Annotated in this window: 21 protein-coding genes and 1 tRNA gene; 13 read left to right on the top strand and 9 right to left on the bottom strand. The window is 66.8% G+C overall.

The genetic code is table 11. The features are described 5' to 3' along the window. Positions 1 to 43 precede the first annotated feature (43 nt). Complete coding sequence (locus tag TVH25_RS14860; protein WP_422424637.1) at positions 44 to 955, top strand: class I SAM-dependent methyltransferase; 912 nt, start codon at positions 44 to 46, stop codon at positions 953 to 955. A 17-nt stretch (positions 956 to 972) separates the two neighbouring features. On the opposite strand, the gene TVH25_RS14855 is transcribed toward TVH25_RS14860, so the two are convergent. From TVH25_RS14855 to TVH25_RS14840, 4 genes are all read right to left on the bottom strand, one after another. Continuing rightward, positions 973 to 1746, bottom strand: coding sequence for an amino acid ABC transporter ATP-binding protein (locus TVH25_RS14855; protein WP_169620019.1), 774 nt, complete (start codon positions 1744 to 1746; stop codon positions 973 to 975). Beyond that, positions 1743 to 2711 (bottom strand): amino acid ABC transporter permease, encoded by a 969-nt coding sequence (locus TVH25_RS14850; RefSeq protein WP_169620020.1) that lies wholly within the window; start codon positions 2709 to 2711, stop codon positions 1743 to 1745. The genes TVH25_RS14855 and TVH25_RS14850 overlap by 4 nt, the downstream gene beginning before the upstream one ends. Before the next feature lie 10 nt (positions 2712 to 2721). Then, positions 2722 to 3594, bottom strand: coding sequence for a transporter substrate-binding domain-containing protein (locus TVH25_RS14845; protein WP_169652958.1), 873 nt, complete (start codon positions 3592 to 3594; stop codon positions 2722 to 2724). Positions 3595 to 3765: 171 nt separating this feature from the next. Then, positions 3766 to 4893, bottom strand: a complete 1128-nt coding sequence (locus tag TVH25_RS14840) for an isocitrate/isopropylmalate dehydrogenase family protein (protein ID WP_346765391.1) — start codon at positions 4891 to 4893, stop codon at positions 3766 to 3768. A 19-nt stretch (positions 4894 to 4912) separates the two neighbouring features. Between TVH25_RS14840 and TVH25_RS14835 the strand changes: the two genes are divergently transcribed. The 3 genes from TVH25_RS14835 to trxA all read left to right on the top strand — a co-directional run bounded on the left by TVH25_RS14835 (position 4913) and on the right by trxA (position 7179). Next, positions 4913 to 5431: a 2'-5' RNA ligase family protein gene (locus TVH25_RS14835; RefSeq protein WP_422424636.1), complete on the top strand. Its 519-nt coding sequence runs from the start codon at positions 4913 to 4915 to the stop codon at positions 5429 to 5431. 232 nt (positions 5432 to 5663) lie between these two features. Then, positions 5664 to 6686, top strand: coding sequence for a GlxA family transcriptional regulator (locus tag TVH25_RS14830; protein WP_169652899.1), 1023 nt, complete (start codon positions 5664 to 5666; stop codon positions 6684 to 6686). 121 nt (positions 6687 to 6807) lie between these two features. Next, positions 6808 to 7179, top strand: coding sequence for a thioredoxin (gene trxA / locus TVH25_RS14825; protein ID WP_169652900.1), 372 nt, complete (start codon positions 6808 to 6810; stop codon positions 7177 to 7179). Positions 7180 to 7296: 117 nt separating this feature from the next. On the opposite strand, the gene polA is transcribed toward trxA, so the two are convergent. Then, entirely contained in the window at positions 7297 to 10020 is a 2724-nt protein-coding gene (polA, locus tag TVH25_RS14820) for a DNA polymerase I (RefSeq protein WP_422424635.1), read from the bottom strand. Between the two features lie 274 nt (positions 10021 to 10294). Here polA and TVH25_RS14815 point away from each other — a divergent pair, with 274 nt between their 5' ends. From TVH25_RS14815 to TVH25_RS14800, 4 genes are read left to right on the top strand one after another with little or no spacing between them, the layout of a single operon-like run. Beyond that, on the top strand, positions 10295 to 11605 hold the full coding sequence (locus tag TVH25_RS14815; RefSeq protein ID WP_422424638.1) for an ABC transporter permease subunit: 1311 nt from the start codon (positions 10295 to 10297) through the stop codon (positions 11603 to 11605). Between the two features lie 3 nt (positions 11606 to 11608). After that, a complete protein-coding gene (locus TVH25_RS14810) occupies positions 11609 to 12598 on the top strand; it encodes a branched-chain amino acid ABC transporter permease (RefSeq protein ID WP_422424634.1) in 990 nt (329 codons plus the stop codon). Further along, entirely contained in the window at positions 12591 to 13607 is a 1017-nt protein-coding gene (locus TVH25_RS14805) for an ABC transporter ATP-binding protein (RefSeq protein WP_422424632.1), read from the top strand. Before TVH25_RS14810 ends, TVH25_RS14805 begins: the two co-directional genes overlap by 8 nt. Beyond that, positions 13604 to 14422, top strand: a complete 819-nt coding sequence (locus TVH25_RS14800) for an ABC transporter ATP-binding protein (RefSeq protein WP_422424631.1) — start codon at positions 13604 to 13606, stop codon at positions 14420 to 14422. Before TVH25_RS14805 ends, TVH25_RS14800 begins: the two co-directional genes overlap by 4 nt. A 74-nt stretch (positions 14423 to 14496) precedes the next feature. On the opposite strand, the gene TVH25_RS14795 is transcribed toward TVH25_RS14800, so the two are convergent. After that, positions 14497 to 15825 carry an ABC transporter substrate-binding protein gene (locus TVH25_RS14795; RefSeq protein WP_422424630.1) on the bottom strand — a complete coding sequence of 443 codons (1329 nt, stop codon included), beginning with the start codon at positions 15823 to 15825 and terminating at the stop codon, positions 14497 to 14499. 154 nt (positions 15826 to 15979) lie between these two features. Further along, complete coding sequence (locus tag TVH25_RS14790; RefSeq protein ID WP_169620031.1) at positions 15980 to 16594, bottom strand: ANTAR domain-containing response regulator; 615 nt, start codon at positions 16592 to 16594, stop codon at positions 15980 to 15982. A gap of 111 nt (positions 16595 to 16705) precedes the next feature. On the opposite strand from TVH25_RS14790, the gene TVH25_RS14785 reads away from it, so the two are divergent. Both TVH25_RS14785 and lexA read left to right on the top strand, forming a co-directional pair. Next, positions 16706 to 16782, top strand: a tRNA-Leu gene (locus TVH25_RS14785). 118 nt (positions 16783 to 16900) lie between these two features. Beyond that, positions 16901 to 17539 (top strand): transcriptional repressor LexA, encoded by a 639-nt coding sequence (gene lexA / locus TVH25_RS14780; protein WP_206036664.1) that lies wholly within the window; start codon positions 16901 to 16903, stop codon positions 17537 to 17539. Positions 17540 to 17587: 48 nt separating this feature from the next. On the opposite strand, the gene TVH25_RS14775 is transcribed toward lexA, so the two are convergent. Then, positions 17588 to 17980, bottom strand: a complete 393-nt coding sequence (locus tag TVH25_RS14775; RefSeq protein WP_169620033.1) for a hypothetical protein — start codon at positions 17978 to 17980, stop codon at positions 17588 to 17590. 271 nt (positions 17981 to 18251) lie between these two features. Continuing rightward, the gene (locus TVH25_RS14770) at positions 18252 to 18830 is read right to left on the bottom strand and encodes a dihydrofolate reductase family protein (RefSeq protein ID WP_296549710.1); all 579 of its coding nucleotides are present in this window, start codon (positions 18828 to 18830) and stop codon (positions 18252 to 18254) included. A 173-nt stretch (positions 18831 to 19003) separates the two neighbouring features. Between TVH25_RS14770 and TVH25_RS14765 the strand changes: the two genes are divergently transcribed. The 3 genes from TVH25_RS14765 to TVH25_RS14755 form a co-directional block, all read left to right on the top strand. Beyond that, positions 19004 to 20248, top strand: coding sequence for an MFS transporter (locus tag TVH25_RS14765; RefSeq protein ID WP_422424629.1), 1245 nt, complete (start codon positions 19004 to 19006; stop codon positions 20246 to 20248). Between the two features lie 3 nt (positions 20249 to 20251). Further along, positions 20252 to 20617 carry an ArsR/SmtB family transcription factor gene (locus TVH25_RS14760; protein WP_169620036.1) on the top strand — a complete coding sequence of 122 codons (366 nt, stop codon included), beginning with the start codon at positions 20252 to 20254 and terminating at the stop codon, positions 20615 to 20617. Between the two features lie 56 nt (positions 20618 to 20673). After that, on the top strand, positions 20674 to 20962 hold a 289-nt coding region (locus TVH25_RS14755; RefSeq protein ID WP_422424628.1), incomplete at its 3' end, for a nitroreductase/quinone reductase family protein.

Genomic DNA, 20962 nt, shown 5'->3' with positions numbered 1-20962 from the left:
CCACCCGCGTGCCCGCCCCCGCGAGACCTTTACGCTCGGATCCATGCCCAGCCCCGAAAACTCCTCCGGCACAGCACCTCACCAGTCCCAGCTGTCACCCGAGGAACGGCACGCATCCGCGAACGCGCTCCTCGGCACCGCCAAGGTCGGGCGCCTCCGGCTCGGCTCCCGCGACAGCGAGCGCGCAAGCCGGGCGTGGTGGGACGCCGACGCCGAGGACTACCACCGCACGCACGGCGAGTTCCTCGGCGTCGACTCGGCCGCCGGTGAGTTCGTCTGGTGCCCCGAAGGACTCCACGAGGGCGACGTCCATCTGCTCGGCGACATCGCGGGGCGGGATGTGCTCGAGATCGGTTGCGGGTCCGCTCCGTGCGCGCGGTGGCTGGCCGAGCACGGCGCACACCCCGTCGGACTCGACATCTCGATGGCGATGCTCGAGCGCGGCCTGGCCGCGATGGACGCCACGGACACACCCCCGGAGCGTCGCGTTCCGCTCGTGCAGGCCGGCGCCGAGAATCTCCCGTTCGCGGACGGGAGCTTCGACGTGGTGTGTTCGGCCTTCGGGGCCGTGCCCTTCGTCGCGGATTCGGCGCAGGTCATGCGGGAGGTCGCGAGGGTGCTGCGACCGGGAGGCCGCTGGGTGTTCTCCGTCAATCACCCGATGCGGTGGATCTTCCCGGACGACCCGACCGAAAAGGGACTGGTCGCGATGTTCCCCTACTTCGATCGCACGCCCTATGTAGAACTCGACGACGCCGGCACCGCCACCTACGTCGAACACCACCGCACCATCGGCGACCGGGTGCGCGAACTCGTCGGCGCAGGACTCGAGGTGTACGACATCATCGAACCCGAGTGGCCCGAGCATCTCGACCGCGAGTGGGGACAGTGGAGCCCGTTGCGCGGCGAGTACTTCCCGGGCACCGCGATCTTCTGCAGCCGCAAACGGCACTGACCCGGGCGCCGGCCCAGCTACAGCAGGCGTGACAGGAACCCGCGGGTGCGCTCGTGCTGCGGGTTCGACAGCACCTCACGCGGATTGCCGGCTTCGACGACGACACCGCCGTCCATGAACACGAGTTCGTCGGCGACCTCGCGCGCGAAACCCATCTCGTGGGTGACCACGACCATCGTCATTCCGCCGGCAGCGAGATCCCGCATCACGGCGAGGACCTCACCCACCAGTTCCGGATCGAGCGCCGAGGTGGGCTCGTCGAAGAGCATGAGCTTGGGGTCCATCGCGAGGGCACGGGCAATGGCGACGCGCTGCTGCTGGCCACCCGACAACTGCGCCGGGTACGCGTCGGCCTTGTCGGACAGGCCCACGCGGGCAAGGAGTTCACGCGCACGCTCCACCGCCTCCGCGCGCTTGACCTTCTTCACCAGCATCGGAGCCTCGATGATGTTCTCGAGCGCCGTGCGGTGCGGGAACAGATTGAAGTGCTGGAAGACCATGCCGATCTCGCGGCGCTGCCGGGCGGCGACCTTGGGCGAAAGCTCGTGGAGCTTGGAACCGCGTTCGGCGTAACCGACGAGGTCACCGTCGACATAGAGGCGCCCGGCGTCGACGCGTTCGAGGTGGTTGATGCACCGCAGGAAGGTGGACTTGCCGGACCCGGACGGGCCGATCATGCATGCGACCTGACCGCGTCCCACCTCGAGAGAGATGCCTTTGAGCACCTTGACGGCCCCGAAGTTCTTGCACACGCGGTCCGCGCGAACCATCGGCGTTTCGGTCGAGGTCATGCGAGCCCACCTCCGGGGTGCTTCGGGGTCTTCGGCGCGGCGGCCGGCGTGTCCTGTGCGTCGGCGAGGGCCTGCAACTGGCGGTTCGTCAACTGGCGGCTCAGCCCCTTCGAGTAGTGCCGTTCGATGAAGTATTGGCCCACCATCAGCACGCTGGTGATGGCGAGATACCAGGTCGCGGCGACGAGCAGCAGCGGGATGGGCTGGAAGTTCGCGCCCGAGATGTCTCGCGCTCGGCCGTACAACTCGAGGCTGTAGGGCACCGCCGCCACGAGCGAGGTGGTCTTGAGCATGCTGATCAGTTCGTTGCCCGTCGGCGGGATGATCACCCGCATGGCCTGGGGCAGCACGGTGCGCCGGATGGTCTGGGACCATGACATCCCGAGCGCGGTCGACGCCTCGACCTGCCCTTCCGGAACCGATCCGATGCCGGCGCGCACGATCTCCGCCATATAGGCGGCTTCGTTGAGGGCGAGACCGACGACGGCGAACAGGAATGCAGCGTTGAGCCCTTGGACGTCGATGTGGACGAACTGGTGCACGAACGGGATGCCGAGATCGATCTGCTTGTAGATCGAGGGAAACAGGCCCCAGAGGACGAGTTGCACGTAGACCGGGGTGCCACGGAAGACCCAGAGATACAGCCACGACACCGACTTGAGCACCGGGTTCGGCGACAGTCGCATCACGGCGAGGAGGACACCGAGCAGCACCGCGATCAGCATCGCGAGTGCCGTCAACTGCACCGTCTTCCACGCGGCTGCGGTGATGCGGCTGTCGAAGAGGTACTGGCCGTACACATCCCAGCGGTAGGCCTCGTTGGTGGCCGCGCCCCACAGGAACAGGCCCAGCCCGATCAGCACCAGTGCCCCGGAGATCCAGCGTCCGGGGTGCCGGAGAGGAACCGCCTGGATCGGTTCCGGTTCGGTCGCAGGCGCACCGCTCGGATGCGTGTGCTCGCTCATCGGTTCCCTCTCAGCTCGTTGCCGCATTGATCTGCGACGTGGTGATCGCCCCGACCGACATGTTCCAGCGCTCGAGGATCTCGGCGTAGACACCGGTGTCGATGAGGTACTGGACGCCCTGTTGCAGTACGGGGCCCAGCGGTGATCCCTTCGCGACGACGAAGCCGTACGGCGCCGCGTCGAACAGCGGTCCCGCCGCCTCGAGTCGGTCCTCGCTGCGGGCGATGACGTACGCGGTGACCGGTGAGTCGGCGGACAGGGCGTCGACGCGTCCGAGGATGAGCGCGTTCGCCGCTTCGTCCTGGCTGTCGTACTTGACCTTGTCGATCGGCGGGAGCCCTGCGGCGACACACGCCTCGTTCTTCGCGGGGATTTCTTCGATGTCCTCGACCGTGTTGGTCTGCACCGCGACACGCATCCCGCAGGCGTTGTCGGGATCGACGTGCTCGCCGGTCCGTTGTGCCCACTGCACCCCGGCGTTGTAGTAGGTCACGAAGTCGACCGTTTCCTCACGTTCCAGCGTGTCGGTGAACGACGAGGAACCCAGATCGAAGGTGCGGGCCTGCACCGCCGGGATGATCCGGTCGAAGTCGGCCTCGTTGAAGACTGTCTGCACGCCCAGCACGTCGCCGAGCGCCTGCACGAGTTCGACACCGAAGCCGACGATCGTGCCGTCGTCGTCCCGGAACTCGTTCGGGGCGTAGGGCACGTTGACGCCGATCTGGAGGTCGGGGTCGGAGGCCCAGTCGGGAAGCTGGGACGCGATGCTGTCGACGCGTTCGGCGCGGACGCGGTCGCCCGCGGGCACGGTCGATTCCGAGTTGACGACACACCCCGTCGTGACACACAGCACCGCGAACAGGGATACACACGCTGCCGCGATGCCTCGACCGCGGCGCGTTCCGCTCGCCTTGCGTCCGGAATGTCCGGTGCTTTCGGTGGGATGTGTGTCGCCGGTGTGCCCCCTGCCGTGGGTGCGCACTGCTTCTTTCACAGAGAAACAGTATCCACTCCGGTGCCCGTGCGGCCGAATCCCGCGCCGATCGCTCCGGGGTCAGAGGTCGCGCACGCGCGCGATCAGGGCATCGGTGAACTCGGCGGTCGACGCCGTGCCGCCGAGGTCGGCGGTGGCGATTCCGGAGCCGACCGTCGCGTCCACGGCAGCGTCGATCCTGCGCGCAGCTGCGGCGAAGGAAGGATCGGATGTGTCGCCGATCCGGTCGAGAAGCATTGCCGCAGAAGATATCAGCGCGATGGGATTGGCCCGGCCGAGACCGGCGATGTCGGGCGCGGCACCGTGTGACGCCTGCGCCATCGTTCTGGTGCCCGAGGCGTTGACCGACGCCGCGGTGCCGAGCGAACCCGACAACTCGGCGGTCAGATCGGAGAGGATGTCGCCGAACATGTTTTCGGTCACGATGACGTCGTACCGGTCGCCGTGCCGGACCAGCAGCGCTGCCATCGCGTCGACGTGGGCGTCGTCGACCTGCACGCTCGGATAGTCGCGGCCTACTTCGCGGCACACGTCCCGGAACAGTCCCGTGGTCATCGACAGCACATTTGCCTTGTGGACGATGGTGACGCGGCCGCGGCGCTTCGACGCGAGGTCGAACGCGGTCCGGGCGATCCGCTCACACGCAGCCCGTGTGACGACACCCACGGCAAGGGCGACGTCGGGGGTCGGCATGAATTCACCGCTTCCGACCGCCATGTTGCGGTCCGCGTAGAAGCCCTCCGTGTTCTCACGGACGACCACCAGGTCCATCGCCGGTGAGACCGCCCGCACGCCGGCGAGTGTGCGCGCGGGCCGGATGTTGGCATAGAGGTCGAAGTGCTTGCGGATGCGTCCGCCGGGAGTCAGTTGTCTCCGGTACGGCTCCGGGTACGACGCACTGTCGTGCGGACCCAGGATCCACGCGTCTAGGCCCTCGAGCGCGTCGAGCGTCTCCTCGGGCAAGGGCGTGCCGTGCGTGTCGATCGCCTCGGCCCCGATCGGCAGCGGGACCCACTCCACCCCGATTCCTCCGGCCGCGGCGACCGCCGCATCCACGACCTCCCGCGTTGCCGGGACGATCTCGTGGCCGATGCCGTCGCCTTCGAGAAGGCCGATGCGGTGTGGACCTGTTCCGGGGAGCGCTGCCGGTCGTGTCGCGTCGCGGGGCGTTGCGGTCTGGTCGGTCACCCGGTCATCATTGCTCACCATGGTGCAGTCGGTGGAACTGCTGCTCGACGACCGCCTCGACGCGGCGGTGCGTGACGAGTGGACACGCATGCTCGACGGGGGAATCGACAGTCAGGGCCGTGTCCGCTCCCCGACCAATCGCCCGCACGTGACCCTGTTCGTCTCGGCCGAGATCCCGGCCGAGGTCGAGGACGCCGTACGCGCGACCCTCACCGACACTCCCCTGCCTGTGCGACTCGGGGGTGCCGTCGTGTTCGGCGACCGGCCCGCGACCCTCGCGCGCCTGGTCGTACCGTCGTCCGCGCTCCTCGATCTGCATGCGCGGGTGTACGAACTACTGGAAGCGTGCCCCGGGATATCGGCACACATCCGGCCCGGCGAGTGGACCCCGCACGTGACGCTGGCCCGGCGGGTCCCCGCCGATCGCATCGGAGCGGCCCTCGTCGCGGCACACATCGGAGGCCGCGACCTGAGCGGGACGAGTGCCGGGATCCGCCGGTGGGACGGCGCAGCCAAGCGCGAATGGCGTCTGGTCTGACCGCGTACCCGGAGGGTGCTCAGAACGTGTAGTCGCCGAATTGCGTTGTCTCCAAGTGGGTATCGGGCGTCCTCCCGAGGAGCGCGAGCACGTCCAGGACCAGCAACACGGCCAGGAACAGAAGCAGTAGCGAGATCATGGTTACCAGCGTCGCCGTCGTCCACCCGCCACAACAGTGGCAGAAAAGACATGATTACTCGCTTTCCTGCCACCCAGGGTGCAGACTGACGTCATGGCCGACAAACTCGAGACAGTGGTGGTCCCGGTGCTGCCCCGGACCGAGATGTTCGAACTCGGTGTCGCGTGCGAGGTCTTCGGATTCGACCGATCCGACGACGGCCTGCCCACCTACGATTTCTCGCTGATCGCCGGGAGCCCGACTCCGTCCCGGACCCGCTTCGGGTTCACGGTCGACGCGCCCTACGACCTGACGAAGATCGACGAAGCCGATCTGGTGGTGCTTCCCGCCGGGGGCACGGACATGGCCTCCCTCGACGATCCGTCCTTCCTCTGCGGGAAGGGTGCCGACGCATCCGAACTCGAACCGCTGTTCGAGCGTCTCCGCGCGGCAGTCGACCGCGGTGCCCGCGTTGCGAGCCTGTGCACCGGAGCGTTCCTCCTGGGTGCGGCGGGGCTTCTCGACGGTCGACGCTGCACGACCCACTGGCGACATGCCGAGCGACTCGCCCGGATGTACCCCGAGGCACGGGTCGACCCGAACGTCCTCTACGTCGACGACGGCTCGGTGCTCACCAGCGCGGGCACCGCAGCCGGCATCGATCTGTGCCTGCACATCGTGCGCACGGTGCAGGGCTCCCACGTCGCCAACTCCATCGCCCGGCGCATGGTCGTTCCCCCGCACCGCGACGGCGGCCAAGCGCAGTACGTCGCGATGCCGCTGCCGGAATGCGAATCCGAGGCTCTGGCCCCGCTCCTCGACTGGATGACCGAGAATCTGGGCCTCGACCTGCCCGTTCCGGCGCTCGCCGCGCGGGTGCACATGTCGCCGCGGACCTTCGCGCGGCGTTTCGCCGCCGAGACCGGCACCACTCCGGCACGGTGGTTGCGCGACCAGCGCGTTCTCGCTGCCCAGCGACTTCTCGAGCACAGCGACCTCCCGGTCGACGTGGTGGCGGACCGCGTCGGGTTCGGTACCGCCGCGGTGCTCCGGCAGCATTTCCTGCGGCTTCGGCAGACCACGCCCCAGGCTTATCGGCGTGCGTTCCGAGCAGCCGAAGCGGTACCGGTGTCCTGACCACCGGGCCCGATCGGCGGGCCGAGCACGCCGCACGGGCGGAACCACTCGCGTAGCGTGGCGGGAAGAAAACGAGACGTCCGGATGTTGGAACCGTCGATACGCCGACGAAAGGATTTCCGTGGCAACCCAAGCTCTCACGCAGCAGAACTTCGATGAGGTCGTCACCAGTAACGACATCGTGCTCGTCGACTTCTGGGCCGATTGGTGCGGCCCGTGCAAGCAGTTCGCCCCGACCTTCGAGGCATCGTCCGAGGAGCACCCCGACGTGGTGCACGCCAAAGTCGACACCGAGGCCGAGCAGGGCATCGCGGCAGCGGCGAACATCAGGTCGATCCCGACGATCATGGCCTTCCGGGAAGGCATTCTCGTCTACAACCAGGCCGGTGCCCTTCCCCCGGCTGCCCTCTCCGATCTCGTGAGCCAGGTCAAGGCACTCGATATGGAAGATGTGCGCAAGCAGATCGCGGAAGCGCAGAACGCCCAGAACTGACCGACACGGACCACGGTCCCTCAAGGCCGTACCTCCCCGTCACGACAACGTCCTCCCCACCCTCGCGGGTAGGGAGGACGTTGTCGTCGTTGTCCGGTATCCGGTGGGTGCGGCGCGTCAGTGGGCGGCGGCGTCCCAGCTGCGGCCGTAGCCGACCGAGACATCGAGCGGCACCGACAAGTCGATCACGGAGTCCATCTTCTCCCGCACGATCGCCTCGACCTGCTCGCGTTCCTCGTCGACGACCTCGAGAACGAGTTCGTCGTGCACCTGGAGCAGCATCCGGGCCCGCGGGCCCGCGGCCCGCAGCGCGCGCTGCACATCGATCATGGCCACCTTGATGATGTCGGCAGCCGTGCCCTGAATCGGGGCATTCAGCGCCGCGCGCTCGGCCACCTCCCGGCGTTGACGATTGTCGCTGTTGAGGTCCGGCAGGTAGCGGCGTCGCCCGTACAGCGTCGAGGTGTAACCGACCTTGCGGGCCTCCTCGACCACATTGTGGAGGTAGTCGCGCACCCCACCGAACCGGGTGAAGTACGCCTCCATCTGCGCACGCGCCTCGTCCGCGGAGATCTTGAGCTGTTGCGCGAGACCATAGGCGCTCAGCCCGTAGGCCAAACCGTAGGACATGGCCTTGACCCGGCGTCGCAATTCCGGAGTGACCTCCTCGAGCGGCACCCCGAACGCCCGCGACGCGACGAACGTGTGGAGATCTTCCCCGGTGCGGAAGGCTTCGATCAGTCCTTCGTCGCCCGAGAGGTGCGCCATGATGCGCATCTCGATCTGGCTGTAGTCGGCGGTGAGGAGCATGTCGAAGCCGTTGCCGACGACGAAACCCTCGCGGATCTGCCGTCCCGCATCGGTTCGTACGGGGATGTTCTGCAGGTTCGGCTCGGTCGACGACAGCCGGCCGGTTGCCGCGACCGTCTGGTTGAACGTGGTGTGGATCCTGCCGTCGTCGGCCACCGATTTGATGAGCCCGTCGACCGTCGTCTTCATCTTGGTCGACTCACGGTGTGCGAGAAGATGTTCGAGGAACGGGTGGCCGGTCTTGTCGAACAGGCCCTGCAGTGCGTCCGCGTCGGTGGTGTACCCGGTCTTGGTCTTCTTCGTCTTCGGCATGTCCAGTTCGTCGAACAGCACGACCTGCAACTGCTTCGGCGAGCCGAGATTGATCTGCTTTCCGATGACCTCGTATGCGGCATTCGCGGCGGCGGCGACGTCGGCGGCGAAACCGGACTGAAGGTCGTGCAGGTGGTCCGCATCCACGGCGATGCCGGTGGCCTCGATGTCTGCCAGCACTTCGAGCAGCGGCAGTTCCATCTCGGACAGCAACGCCACCGACTCGATGTCGGCCAGTTCGGCGTCGAGCGCCGTGGCCAGGTCGACCACCGCGCGGGCAGCGAGGATCTGAGTCTGTGCGGCCTCCTCGTCGACGGCGTCTGCATCGTCGAGCAGGGACAACTGACCGTCGCCGTTGCTTTCCGCCCGCAGTTCCCGCTTGAGGTAACGCAACGACAGGTCGTCGAGCTTGAAGCTGCGCTGTCCCGGCCGGACGAGGTACGCGGCGAGCGCGGTGTCGCTGGTGAGGCCCGCGAGTGTCCAGCCTCTGCCACGCAAGGCGTGGATCGCCGATTTCGCTTCGTGCAAAGCCTTTTCGACGGCCGGGTCGGCGAGCCACGCGGCGAGCGCGGCGTCGTCCTCGGGAGTGAGAGCGATCGTCGTGACGTAGGCGCCTTCACCGTCGGCTGCCGCGATCGCCACAGCAGTGGCCTCGCCGCCGTACGGCGTTCCGGATCCGACCACCGACAATCCGTGGCGGTGGCCCGCCACAGCGTGCGTGGCGAGCCAGTCGCCGAGCGCGCCGGGCTCGACGATCCCGCCGCGCACCTCGAAACCCTCTTCGGCTTCGGGCGCGGACGAGGCGAGCGTCTCGAAGAGGCGATCTCGCAGCACCCGGAACTCGAGGTCGTCGAACAAGCGGTGGATGCGGTCGCGATCCCAGGGCGCGAGCGCGAGCTGATCCGGAGAGTAGGGCAGCGCCACGTCGCGCACCATCTCGGTGAGCTGCCGGTTGAGCAGGACGTTGGACAGGTTCTCGCGGAGCGCGTCGCCCGTCTTGCCACGCACCTCGTCGACCCTGTCGACGAGACCGCTGAGGCTGCCGTACTCCCTGATCCACTTCGCGGCGGTCTTCTCCCCCACGCCCGGGATGCCCGGCAGATTGTCGCTCGGATCACCGCGCAACGCCGCGAAGTCGGGATACTGCGCCGGTGTCAGGCCGTACTTCTCCTCGACCGCCTCGGGGGTGAAGCGAGTCAGGTCGGAGACCCCGCGACGTGGATACAGCACGGTGATGTCGTCGTTGACGAGTTGGAGCGCGTCGCGGTCGCCGGTCACCACCAGCACCTTGTAGCCCAGGGCGTTGGCCTGCGTCGCGAGTGTGGCGATGAGGTCGTCGGCTTCGTACCCCTCGATCGCCATCACGGGAATGCCCATCGCGCCGAGCACATCCTTGGTGAGTTCGATCTGACCCTTGAACTCGTCGGGTGCGGCGCTGCGCTGGGCCTTGTAGGCGGCGAACAGCTCTGCCCGGAAGGTCTTGCGGCTGACGTCGAAGGCCGCCGCCACGTGCGTGGGCTGCTCGTCGCGCAGCAGGTTGATGAGCATGGAGGTGAACCCGTACACCGCGTTGGTGGTCTGCCCGCTGTGGGTCTTGAAGTTCTCTGCCGGCAGCGCATAGAAGGCACGGAAAGCCAGAGAGTGTCCGTCGAGAAGAAGAAGGGTCGGGCGGGCGTCGGCGTCCGCGGTGGGCGTAGTCGAGGAGGATGCACGGGTCACGCGCTCAGTCTAGGGACCGGCCCCGACACCCGTCGAAGCCGCAAGTGCGGTGACACGGGGTCGCCGGCTCCGAAACACAGGTGTTTTCGTGAGATACGGGAACGAAACACGTGGGAAACCGGGGATGTCGGTGCATTTCCGTTACAGACGCTAAAGTGCCCACTCACGACACCGCCCCAGGCGTCGCGCTCGACAACATTGCACCTGATTCGGGAGGACCTGCGTGGCCCCTACGGTGAGACTCCGGAGACGTCGATGGGCGTCCGGATTCCAAATCGTGCTATTGCTCCTGGCGGCGGTTTTCGGCTTAGTGATAGGAGCCGGCACCGCCGCCGCCCAAGACCCTCCGGAGCCCTCGCCGACAGGCACCACAGCACCTCCCGCCGACGCACCACCGGTTGCGGACGATGCCGTCACGGTTCGCGGCACGCTCAACAATGCGGGAGAACGACTGGACGGCGTGACGGTCCGTGCGTCGGACGCGGCCGGCGAGGTCGTCGGCGAAACGGAGTCCGCGGACGGTGGCCGGTGGGAACTCGCGGTGCCGCCGGGGACATACGTCTTCGAGGTCATCGGTGAGAGCCTCCCCGACGACGTGACCGTGCAGTCGACCGTGACCCGCGATGTCGCCGCCGGCCAGCCCAACACCGTGATCTTCTCGTTCGGTGAGGCAAGGTCCGGATCGAATGTGGCGTTCGCGGAGACACTGATCCGCACGATTGTCGACGGCTTACGGTTCGGCCTGATCATCGCCATCGCAGGCGTCGGTCTGAGCCTGATCTTCGGGACGACCGGCCTGACGAACTTCGCGCACGGCGAGTTGGTGACGTTGGGCGCGGTCGCGGCCTGGGTCTTCAACGTCAGCTTCGGCATCCACCTGATACCGGCGACGATCCTCGCGATCATCGTCGGCGTCATCATCGGCTGGCTCAACAACGCGCTGGTCTGGGCTCCCCTACGGCGGCGGCGCACCGGCCTGATCGCACAGCTCGTGGTGTCGATCGGTCTCGCCATCGCGTTGCGATACCTGATCCTCATCTTCTTCTCCGACCGCGCTCAGCCCTACAGCGACTACCAAGCACAGCGTCAGCTCCAGTGGGGTCCGCTCGCGATCACCCCGGTCAATCTCGCGTGCATCGTGATCAGCCTGGTGGTGCTCGTCGGGGTGGCCTTGCTGCTCCAGCGCACCCGGATCGGCAAAGCGATGCGCGCGGTCGCCGACAATCGCGATCTCGCCGCGTCGTCGGGCATCGACGTCGAGAAGGTGATCCGCTTCGTGTGGGGCCTCGGCGGCGGACTCGCCGCGCTCGGCGGTGTGTTGTTCGGTCTCTCCGAACTCGGAGGACGCGTCCAGTGGGAGATGGGCTTCAAGCTGCTCCTGCTGATGTTCGCCGGAATCATCCTCGGCGGACTCGGAACGGCGTACGGCGCGCTACTCGGCTGCGTCGTGGTCGGGCTGCTCGTGCAGTTGTCCACACTGGTGATCAATCCCGACCTGAAGTACATCGGCGGCCTGCTGGTACTCATCGTGATTCTGGTCATCCGCCCTCAGGGCATCCTCGGCAGCAGAACAAGGATCGGGTGACACATGGACCTCCTCGCTGTTCTCCAAGTGTCCTTCGCGCAGATGATCGGCCCGTCGGCCATCTTCTATGCGCTTCTCGCAATCGGCCTCAACCTCCACTTCGGTTACGCGGGCCTGCTCAACTTCGGCCAGATCGGCTTCGCGCTGCTCGGCGGGTACGGAGTGGGCATCATGACGGTCACCTACGGCCAGCCGCTGTGGATGGGTGTACTCGTCGGGCTCGCACTCCCTGCGCTGCTCGCCCTCCTGCTCGGTATCCCGACGCTCCGTCTCCGAGCCGACTATCTGGCGATCGCAACGATTGCCGCAGCCGAGATCCTGCGGTTGATGTTCCGGTCCACCGCCTCCGACTCCGTCACCGGGTCGACCCGCGGCCTGTGGGGATTCGCAGGTCCGTTCACGGCGTGGAGCCCCTTCGATTCCGGTAAGCAATACAACCTGCTCGGGATGCGCTTCTACGGCGACGACCTGTGGGCGATGGTGGTCGGCTGGACGCTCGTGCTCGTCCTGTGCGGCGTCGTCTACCTGCTGTCCCACAGCCCGTGGGGACGCGTCCTCAAAGCGGTCCGAGAGGACGAGGACGCCGCCCGCGCCCTCGGCAAGAACGTGTTCGTCTACAAGATGCAGGCTCTCGTATTGGGCGGCATGATCGGCGGCCTCGGCGGCATCTTCAACGCGCTGCAGACCAAGTCCATCAACCCGGACTTCTATTCCACTGCGCAGACGTTCTTCGCGTTCGGCGCGTTGATCCTCGGCGGCGCGGCCACCGTGTTCGGCCCGGTCCTCGGGGCGATGCTGTTCTGGTTCATCCTCACGCTCCCGGACGCATTCCTGCGCCAGGCGATCTCCGGACCCGATCCGCTGATCTCCCTCACCGAACAGCAGGTCGGGGCGATGCGATTCGTCCTCCTGGGCATCCTCATCGCGGTGATGATGGTGTTCAGGCCACAAGGAATCCTGGGCAGCAAGCGGGAGGTACAACTCGATGCCTGACACCACCATCCGCACGCCTCTGTCGCGCGAACAACGAGTCGCCGTGTTCGCGGATGTCCCCCACGATCCGGGAAGCCCGAAGGTTGATCCGATCCTCGTCGTGGACGACGTTTCCCGGACCTTCGGTGGGCTCAAAGCCGTGGACGTCGCTCACCTCGAGATCCAGCGCGGCTGCATCACCGGCCTGATCGGGCCGAACGGAGCAGGCAAGACGACCCTGTTCAATCTGCTCACCGGTTTCGACCACGCGGATACCGGAACGTGGAGCATGGACGGCCACTCACTCGGCCGCATGGCTCCGCACCGTGTCGCGCGGCACGGCATCGTGCGCACGTTCCAGCTCACCAAGGCGCTGTCGAAGATGACGGTGCTCGACAACGTCCGTCTGGGAGCACGTCACCAGACGGGTGAGCGGATGGCCGGCGCGCTGCTCCCATGGACGTGGCACGCGCAGGAACGCACCATCACCGAACGCGCCCACGCGCTGCTCGCCCGGTTCAACCTCGAGCAGAAGGCCGACGATCTCGCCGGGTCATTGTCCGGCGGACAGCGCAAACTGCTCGAGATGGCACGCGCACTGATGACCGACCCCACGATCGTGATGCTCGACGAGCCGATGGCCGGCGTGAATCCTGCACTGACGCAAAGCCTTCTCGGGCACATCAAATCGCTGTGCGACGACGGCATGACCGTGGTGTTCGTCGAGCACGACATGGATGTCATCCGCGACATCTCCGATTGGGTGGTGGTGATGGCCCAGGGATCGGTGATCGCCGAAGCACCGCCGGACGAACTCGCGAACAACAATGCGGTCGTCGACGCCTATCTCGGCAGCCACCACGACCAGGCACTCGAATTCGACGACGAGGGCAATCCCGTCGGCGCGACCGCGGAGTTGGCGGAGGTGCTCGCCGAGGCGGAGGCGCAGGTTCTCGAGTCCGGAGCCGACCTGTCCGACCCCGACGCGGTACGCCCCGCCGATCTACCAGGATCCCAGGAGAAGTCATGAGCGACGCCCCACCCACCGGGTCCATGACCCCGGCCGAATCGGCCGCGACTCCCGGCGAACACGCGCGGTTGGCCGAGGGTGCGCTCGTGCGCGCGGACGACGTCGTCGCCGGCTACTTCCCCGGCGTCGACATCCTGCGTGGCTGCAACTTCTTTCTCCGCGAGGGTGAGATCGTCGGGATCATCGGCCCGAACGGTGCCGGTAAATCCACTCTGCTCAAAGCGCTCTTCGGCCTGATCCCGGTGCGGCGGGGCGAAGTCACGCTCCGGGGCGAATCGATCACCTCGGAGCCCGCGCACGTCCTCGTGCGCAAGGGCGTGGGGTACGTCCCGCAGACGCAGAACGTCTTTCCGTCGCTGACCATCGAGGAAAATCTCGAGATGGGAATCTACCTGCGGCCCAAGCAGTTCAGTGAGCAGTTCGACCGGGTCTCGACCCTGTTCCCCCTTCTCGGGGAACGCCGCAAGGTCAAGGCAGGAGCGTTGTCCGGTGGTGAGCGGCAGATGGTGGCGATGGGCCGCGCACTGATGATGGATCCGTCGGTCCTGCTTCTCGACGAACCGTCGGCGGGCTTGTCGCCGATGTTCCAGGACGAGGTGTTCATCCGCTGCAAGAAGATCAATGCCGCGGGCGTGTCGATCATCATGGTCGAGCAGAACGCGCGGCGGTGTCTGCAGATCTGTGACCGCGGGTACGTGCTCGATCAGGGCCGTAACGCCTACACCGACACCGGGTCCAACCTCATGCACGACCCCAAGGTCATCGAGTTGTATCTCGGGACTCTCGCGGGCAGCAAGGAGAAGAAGACTCCCTGACGCGCTCGCCCGAACATACGACGGGGCCGGTCATCCGATGGATGACCGGCCCCGTCGTATGTTTCCTGCGTCTGTCAGCCACCCACGACGATGTAATCCTCGGTCGTCAAGGTGTTGTCGGGTCCGAAGACGAGACGGCCGTACGAACCGACTCCGGGCTCACCGGCATCCACGAACGACAGCTCGCCGGTCGCGCCGTCGTAGTCGATGTCCTGTCCCGATGCGAGGAGGTCCTTGCACTGCTGGAAGGTCGTGCACTTCTCGCCGTCCTTCGTGACCGCGTTGATGTTCGCCGCGATGTCGACGCCGGCGGTGGAGCCGGCCACCTCGGCGGCGAGCGCCGACACGACAGCTGCGTCGTAAGACTCTCCGGCGTAGTTGAAGTCGATCAGCGCGGGGTCGACCTCGAGCAGACGCTGCTGGAAAGCCTCACCGGTGTCGGTGAGAGGGGTCGTACCCGCCATGCCCGCGAGCAGGCCGTCGGCGACACTGTCGCCGAGCGCGTTGCCCATGTTCCCGTCGACACCGAAGACCGCCATGCCGTCGGACGGGCCGATGCCGACCTCGTGCATACGCGTGATGATCTTGGCCGATTCCTCGAACCCGATGAGCGCCACGGCGTCAGGACTGAAGTTGGCAACCTGGTCGACCTCGGCGTTGAAGGACTGCGCGTTGGGGTCGTAGATGATCTTCTGGATCTGGTCTTCCGGGATACCGGCGTCGACGAGGTTCGTCACGGTGTTCTCGGCCAGGCCCGTGCCGTACGGATCGTTCAGCGCGAGGATCGAGACGCGCTGAGCGCCGTCCTCGGCGATGAGCTGAGCAAGTGCCTGCGCCTGCAGGGAGTCCGTGGGCGCGGTACGGAAGTACATGCCGCCCTCGGCGTAACACACGAACTGATCGGACGTGTTGGCAGGAGAGAACATGACCACGCCCGCGCTGGCGATCTTGTCGATGACCTTGAGCGAGACCGACGACGAGGCCGCACCGATGATCACCTGGGTACCCGCGGCGAGTTCCCGGTCGACGGTGGCGTTCGCTGTATCGGTGGTGGTGTCGCCCGAGTCGCCCGGGATCAGCTCCACGGGCTGGTTCAGGACGCCGCCGGCAGCATTGATCTCGTCCACTGCCAGGCGCACCGCCGCGACCTCCGGCGGACCGAGGAACGCGAGGCTGCCCGTCTCGGGGAGCAGGGTGCCGATCTTCAGCGGGCCGGTCGCCGGGGTCGCACCGGGCGTGGCCTGTTCGGGTTCGCAGTCGGTGTCGACAGTCGTGGCGGTCGCGGAACCACCGCCCTCGGCAGAACCACTCGTGGAATCGTCGCTGTCCGAGCTACAACCCGCGAGTGCGAGTGTCACAGCACCGAGAACCGCAGCGGCGCGGACATAGGTCCGTTTTGCCATCCAACTCTCCTTCAATCGCCTGTCCCCCCGGCTGATGCGCCGGACGTGGGTCGAAACATAGCCGGAGAAGTGACGATTCGAACACAGCCGAAATCGTTGTGACCCGACCGTTATATTTCGGGCAGGAGAATTGATGTGGCCGTAACGAGCGGAGTCAGCCGGCCGCTTCGGAACCGAGCGTGTCGACGATGACCTCGGCGACCTGCTTCATGGTGGTCCGGCGGTCCATGGCGGCACGCTGGATCCAGCGGAACGCCTCCGGTTCGGTCATCGCGTGCTTCGCCATGAGCAGGCCTTTGGCCCGGTCGATGAGTTTGCGGGCCTCGAACCGCTCCGACAGCCCGGCGACTTCACGTTCGAGTTCGCGCAATTCGGCGAACCGGCTCACCGCCACCTCGATCGCGGGAACGAGGTCGCTCTTGGAGAACGGCTTGACCAGATAGGCCATCGCTCCGGCGTCGCGAGCACGTTCGACGAGGTCGCGCTGGCTGAAGGCTGTGAGAATAACCACAGGCGCGATGCGGCGCTGCGCGATCTCCGACGCTGCGTCGATCCCGTCCCGGCGGGGCATCTTCACGTCCATGATCACGAGGTCGGGCGAGAGTTCCTCTGCCAGTTCCACCGCCCGCTGGCCGTCGCCCGCCTCCCCGACGACGTCGTACCCTTCTTCGCGCAGCATTTCCACCAGGTCGAGCCTGATCAGCGTCTCGTCTTCCGCAACGACGACCCTCCGGGGGGTTGCGGTGCTGTCGTGCGGCGCGGTTGTCATGATCGGCCCTTCCCATCGTGCTCTGGCGGCCCCCGCGAAGGGGTGGAACGATTGAAGGGTACCGGTGTTTGACCGTCACGCCTGATCCCTTACAGTGGTCTCCGCAAGCACGCCCTCGTATCCCAATTGGCAGAGGAAACGGATTCAAAACCCGTGCAGTGTGAGTTCGAGTCTCACCGAGGGCACCACCACACCGGTCGACGAATGATGGTGCGGCACCACCTGCGTGGTCCCGCACCATCGCCCGTTTCAGGAGTCCGCCCACTCCCCTAGGATCGCCGGGTGACCGGTTACGACGATCTCGATATGTTCGGCGGCCTCGACGCCTCCGCCCTTCCCCATCGCCAGCAACTGATTCTGGCGACCATCAGGGATTGGGTGGCCTCCCACGGTTCCGCCCCGAGCACCCGGCAGATCGCCGATGCGGTCGGCCTGAAATCGACGTCGACGGTGTCGAAGCATCTGCGACTCCTCGAGGATGCGGGTTTCCTGCGCCGTGGCTCCGCGATGGCACGCCAACTCGATGTGCGACCCTTCCTCGCCGGATCGTCGGCGGGCCGATCGTCCGACAACAGGGTGTCGGTGCCCGTCGTCGGCGACATCGCGGCCGGCACACCGATCCTCGCCGAGGAGCATCCCGACGAGGTGCTCGATCTCCCCCGCGAACTCGTCGGCACCGGCACCGTGTTCGGCTTGCGCGTACGCGGGGAATCGATGATCGACGCCGCGATCTGCGACGGCGATGTCGTCGTCGTCCGTCGCCAGGACGAGGCCCACTCCGGAGAGATCGTGGCGGCGATGATCGACGGCGAGGCGACCGTGAAGGTTTTCCGGCGCCGCAGCGGTCACGTCTATCTCGAACCCCGCAACGCCGCATACTCGGTGATCGACGGCGACAACGCGGTCGTGCTGGGCAAGGTGGTGTCGGTGATGCGGCGGCTCTGAGCGCCGGGCCGCCCCGCCGCACAGTGAGGTGTCGCGCGGCGGTCGGGCTCACTTCGACTGTGCGCGCATTCGGAACCTAAGGATCCGGTCCAATTCGACCGGGCCCCATAAACGGCGCGCTCCCTCGGGTGGATAAGAAAATCCTGGCACGATACGCCCGGCCATTTCGGCACCGAGCAGCACGATCACCAACGCGGGCACGAGGGTCTGCCACAAATATGCGAAACCGGGATCGGCGAGTCCTATTCCGCCAGCGCACAGCGCCGCCGGTACGTGAGGAGCGCGGAGAAACACCGTGACGGCGACGGCAGTCACGGCCGACAGCGCCGCAGCGGTCTGCGAGGGGGCGAGCAGTTCGGCGATGGTGAGCGCACCGATGGTTGCGGCGGGATACGCGCGGAGGATGACACCCGGACGCGGTCGCCCGAGCCTGCCCGCCATGCGAAGGAAGCGGCGCGGGTCCTGCTCGTGGAGTCCGTTCCGTGACGGCTCCGGGACGGAAGATGTTCTCGGACTGCACGCTTCGGAGCGCTCCCTGGTGCACGATGCCGCGCCCCGAAGTGCGCTCCATGAGGAGGATCGCCGCGGACATCGCACAGTCCGTGAGTCCGTCAGCTCCGCTGTCGAGGTACGAATCATCGCCGCCGATCCGCTTCATTCGCCCGAATCGCACCGGGCCGACAGACCACTGCTTCTACAAGTCGGAGAACCCCTACGCAGTCGGCTCCTCCGCCCGAGGAAGATAGCGGAGGAGAACGACGCCGGACCGCGCGAACGTTTTCGACTCCACCAATCGCAGATTTCGGCACCCCAGGGGAGGAAGCGGCATTCCCTTGTCGAGCAGCACCGGGAAGACCATCAGCCGGTATTCGTCGATCAGATCGTGGGAAGCGAAGGCAGAGATCGCGGTCGCCCCGGCGAAGAGTGCCAAGTCCTTACCGGGCTGTTCCTTCATCTGCGCGACCTCCCGTGGGAGGTCGTCGCCGACCCGCCGGGCCGGGCCCCAGTCGGTGGTGAGTGACGAACGCGAGAGCACGTACTTCGGCAGCGAGTTCATCCGCCGCGCCTGCTCGGCTTCGATTTCCCTGCTCGAGTTCTCGGCGGCGGGCCAATGCTGCGCCAGAAGTTCATAGGCCACGCGCCCGAAGAACATGCCGTCGATCCCGGCAAGCAACTCGGCGATGCGAGTGTCCAGTTCGTCGTCCGCGACGTCGATCCACTCGAGCTCTCCGTTCGGTCCCGCCGTGAAGCCGTCGAGTGTTGTCATGACAGACAGAATTACTTTGCGCATCGTCGTCGCCTTTCGTCCGGGTCTCGACAACACGGACTCGCAACCCGCGGCGAACTCATCGGCCACAGTTGTAGAGACTGGATCATTCGCGCAATTCTCTCACCACATGTGCGCAAGTGCGCACCTATTGGCGTATCGTGAGTGATAGCAGAAATGGTTCAGGAGGTAACCGGGTGCTCGCGACCCTGCGGAACCGCACGTTCCGCCGATTGTTCACCGCGCAGGTGGTCGCGCTCGTCGGCACCGGCCTGCTGACCGTCGCTCTCGGCCTACTCGCATACGACCTGGCCGGCGCCGAGGCCGGCGCGGTATTGGGCACGGCACTGGCGATCAAGATGGTCGCGTACGTGGTGATCGCACCGGTGATCTCGGCCCTGACCGATCACGTGCCGCGGCGGGCGCTCCTGGTTGGTGCGGATGGGGTGCGTGCGGTGATCGCACTGGCGTTGCCGTTCGTCGATCAGCCGTGGCAGATCTACGTGCTGATCTTCGTGTTGCAGTCGGCGTCGGCGACGTTCACACCCGCGTTCCAGTCGGTGATCCCGTCGGTGCTCGTCGACGAGGACGACTACACCCGGGGGCTTTCCCTCTCGCGGCTGGCCTACGACCTCGAGTCGCTGCTGAGCCCGATCCTCGCAGCGGCGCTGCTGTCGGTGGTGACCTACAACTATCTGTTCCTCGGTACCGTTGCCGGGTTCGCCGCCTCTGCGCTGCTGGTGGTCTCCACGACTCTGCCGATGATCGCGCCCGCCGATCGTTCGGTCCCGCTGGTGCAGCGGGTCACCCTCGGCGCGCGGGTGATGTTCTCCCGGCCGCGGCTGAGGGGCCTTCTCGCACTGAACCTGTCGGTCGCGGCAGCGACCGGGCTGGTCCTGGTCAACACCGTCGTCTACGTCCGCGAACTCCTCGGCGGCTCGAACACCGGGGTTGCGATTGCACTCGGTATCTACGGAGGCGGGTCGATGCTGGTGGCATTGACGCTGCCCCGCCTGCTCGCCCGGATCCCGGACCGGCGGGTGATGCTCACGGGCGCGGCCCTCCTGCCGATCGGACTGACGGCGACGGTCGCGCTGCTTGTCGCCGACGCGGGCCGCGGCGCCGGGTGGGCGTTGCTCGCAGGGACCTGGCTGGTCATGGGCATGGGTACGTCGTTGATCAACACGCCGTCGGCGCGGCTGCTGCGGTTCGAATCCGAGCCGGAGAACTGGGGTGCGGTGTTCACCGCGCAGTTCTCGCTCTCGCACGCCTGCTTCTTCTTCACCTACACGATCGCGGGCTGGGTCGGGGCCACCGTAAGCCAGCCGATAGCGGCAATCACCCTCGCCGTTCTCGCTACACTCGCAGGACTCGTTGCTGCCCGGGCATGGCCGGCGCGCACCGAACCGATCACCGAGCCGGTGCCGGCAGGAAGGGCGTGAGCGATGAAGCCGGGAATCGAAGCGCCGCAACGGTCCGCGAGCCTGAGCCACCCGGTCGCGCCGGACCAGGAGCGGCTCGACGCAGCAACTTCTACATTCCGGATGCTCGCCGACCCGACCCGCTTCCATATTCTCTGGCTGCTCACGCACGGCGAAGCCGACGTCACCGCTCTGACCGATGCGTGCAGGGGCTCCCGCACCGCAGTCAGTCAACACCTGGCCAAACTGCGCTTCACCGGCCTCGTCGACACCCGCAAGGAAGGCCGGCGCGTGATCTACCGCATCCGTGACGGGCACCTCGCCCGCCTGGTCCGCGAAGGCATGAACCACGCCGACCATGTCGTCACCGGCGAACCCCCACACGAATAGACCCACCTACACTCCCCGGCGGGCTGTGCGCGGCTCGAAAGCGCAGGAGGCACACCATGAATGCAGACCCGCGCGACCCGCCCGCTCCCGACGGGCAACCACGGAAGATCCGGACCTACAGCCGGGGTCGCGCGCATCGCCTCGAGAACACTGTCATGAGTGCGCTGGTACGCGCCGGCGTCGTGCCCCACACCCACCTGCTGACCACCCGGGGCCGGCACACGGGCCGACCTCGCACCAACCCGGTGACGGTCGTCCGGCACGACGGCCGGCGCTGGCTGGTGGGGCCCGGCGGCGGGGGGGCGGGGGGGGGGCCCCCCCCCCCCCCCGGGCCCCGCCCGGGGG

Source organism: Rhodococcus sp. 7Tela_A2 (genome assembly GCF_049311045.1).
GTDB lineage: Bacteria > Actinomycetota > Actinomycetes > Mycobacteriales > Mycobacteriaceae > Rhodococcus.
The sequence above is the reverse complement of the archived record's forward strand: the minus strand, read 5'-3'. Positions and strand labels throughout refer to the sequence as shown.

Excerpts from the sequence above, each read along its gene's own strand:
- TVH25_RS14860 (WP_422424637.1), top strand. The coding sequence starts at position 44 with ATGCCCAGCCCCGAAAACTCCTCCGGCACAGCACCTCACCAGTCCCAG.
- TVH25_RS14855 (WP_169620019.1), bottom strand. The coding sequence starts at position 1,746 with ATGACCTCGACCGAAACGCCGATGGTTCGCGCGGACCGCGTGTGCAAG.
- TVH25_RS14850 (WP_169620020.1), bottom strand. The coding sequence starts at position 2,711 with ATGAGCGAGCACACGCATCCGAGCGGTGCGCCTGCGACCGAACCGGAA.
- TVH25_RS14835 (WP_422424636.1), top strand. The coding sequence starts at position 4,913 with ATGGTGCAGTCGGTGGAACTGCTGCTCGACGACCGCCTCGACGCGGCG.
- TVH25_RS14830 (WP_169652899.1), top strand. The coding sequence starts at position 5,664 with ATGGCCGACAAACTCGAGACAGTGGTGGTCCCGGTGCTGCCCCGGACC.
- TVH25_RS14810 (WP_422424634.1), top strand. The coding sequence starts at position 11,609 with ATGGACCTCCTCGCTGTTCTCCAAGTGTCCTTCGCGCAGATGATCGGC.
- TVH25_RS14805 (WP_422424632.1), top strand. The coding sequence starts at position 12,591 with ATGCCTGACACCACCATCCGCACGCCTCTGTCGCGCGAACAACGAGTC.
- TVH25_RS14800 (WP_422424631.1), top strand. The coding sequence starts at position 13,604 with ATGAGCGACGCCCCACCCACCGGGTCCATGACCCCGGCCGAATCGGCC.
- TVH25_RS14795 (WP_422424630.1), bottom strand. The coding sequence starts at position 15,825 with ATGGCAAAACGGACCTATGTCCGCGCCGCTGCGGTTCTCGGTGCTGTG.
- TVH25_RS14790 (WP_169620031.1), bottom strand. The coding sequence starts at position 16,594 with ATGACAACCGCGCCGCACGACAGCACCGCAACCCCCCGGAGGGTCGTC.
- lexA (WP_206036664.1), top strand. The coding sequence starts at position 16,901 with ATGTTCGGCGGCCTCGACGCCTCCGCCCTTCCCCATCGCCAGCAACTG.
- TVH25_RS14775 (WP_169620033.1), bottom strand. The coding sequence starts at position 17,980 with ATGGCGGGCAGGCTCGGGCGACCGCGTCCGGGTGTCATCCTCCGCGCG.
- TVH25_RS14770 (WP_296549710.1), bottom strand. The coding sequence starts at position 18,830 with ATGCGCAAAGTAATTCTGTCTGTCATGACAACACTCGACGGCTTCACG.
- TVH25_RS14760 (WP_169620036.1), top strand. The coding sequence starts at position 20,252 with ATGAAGCCGGGAATCGAAGCGCCGCAACGGTCCGCGAGCCTGAGCCAC.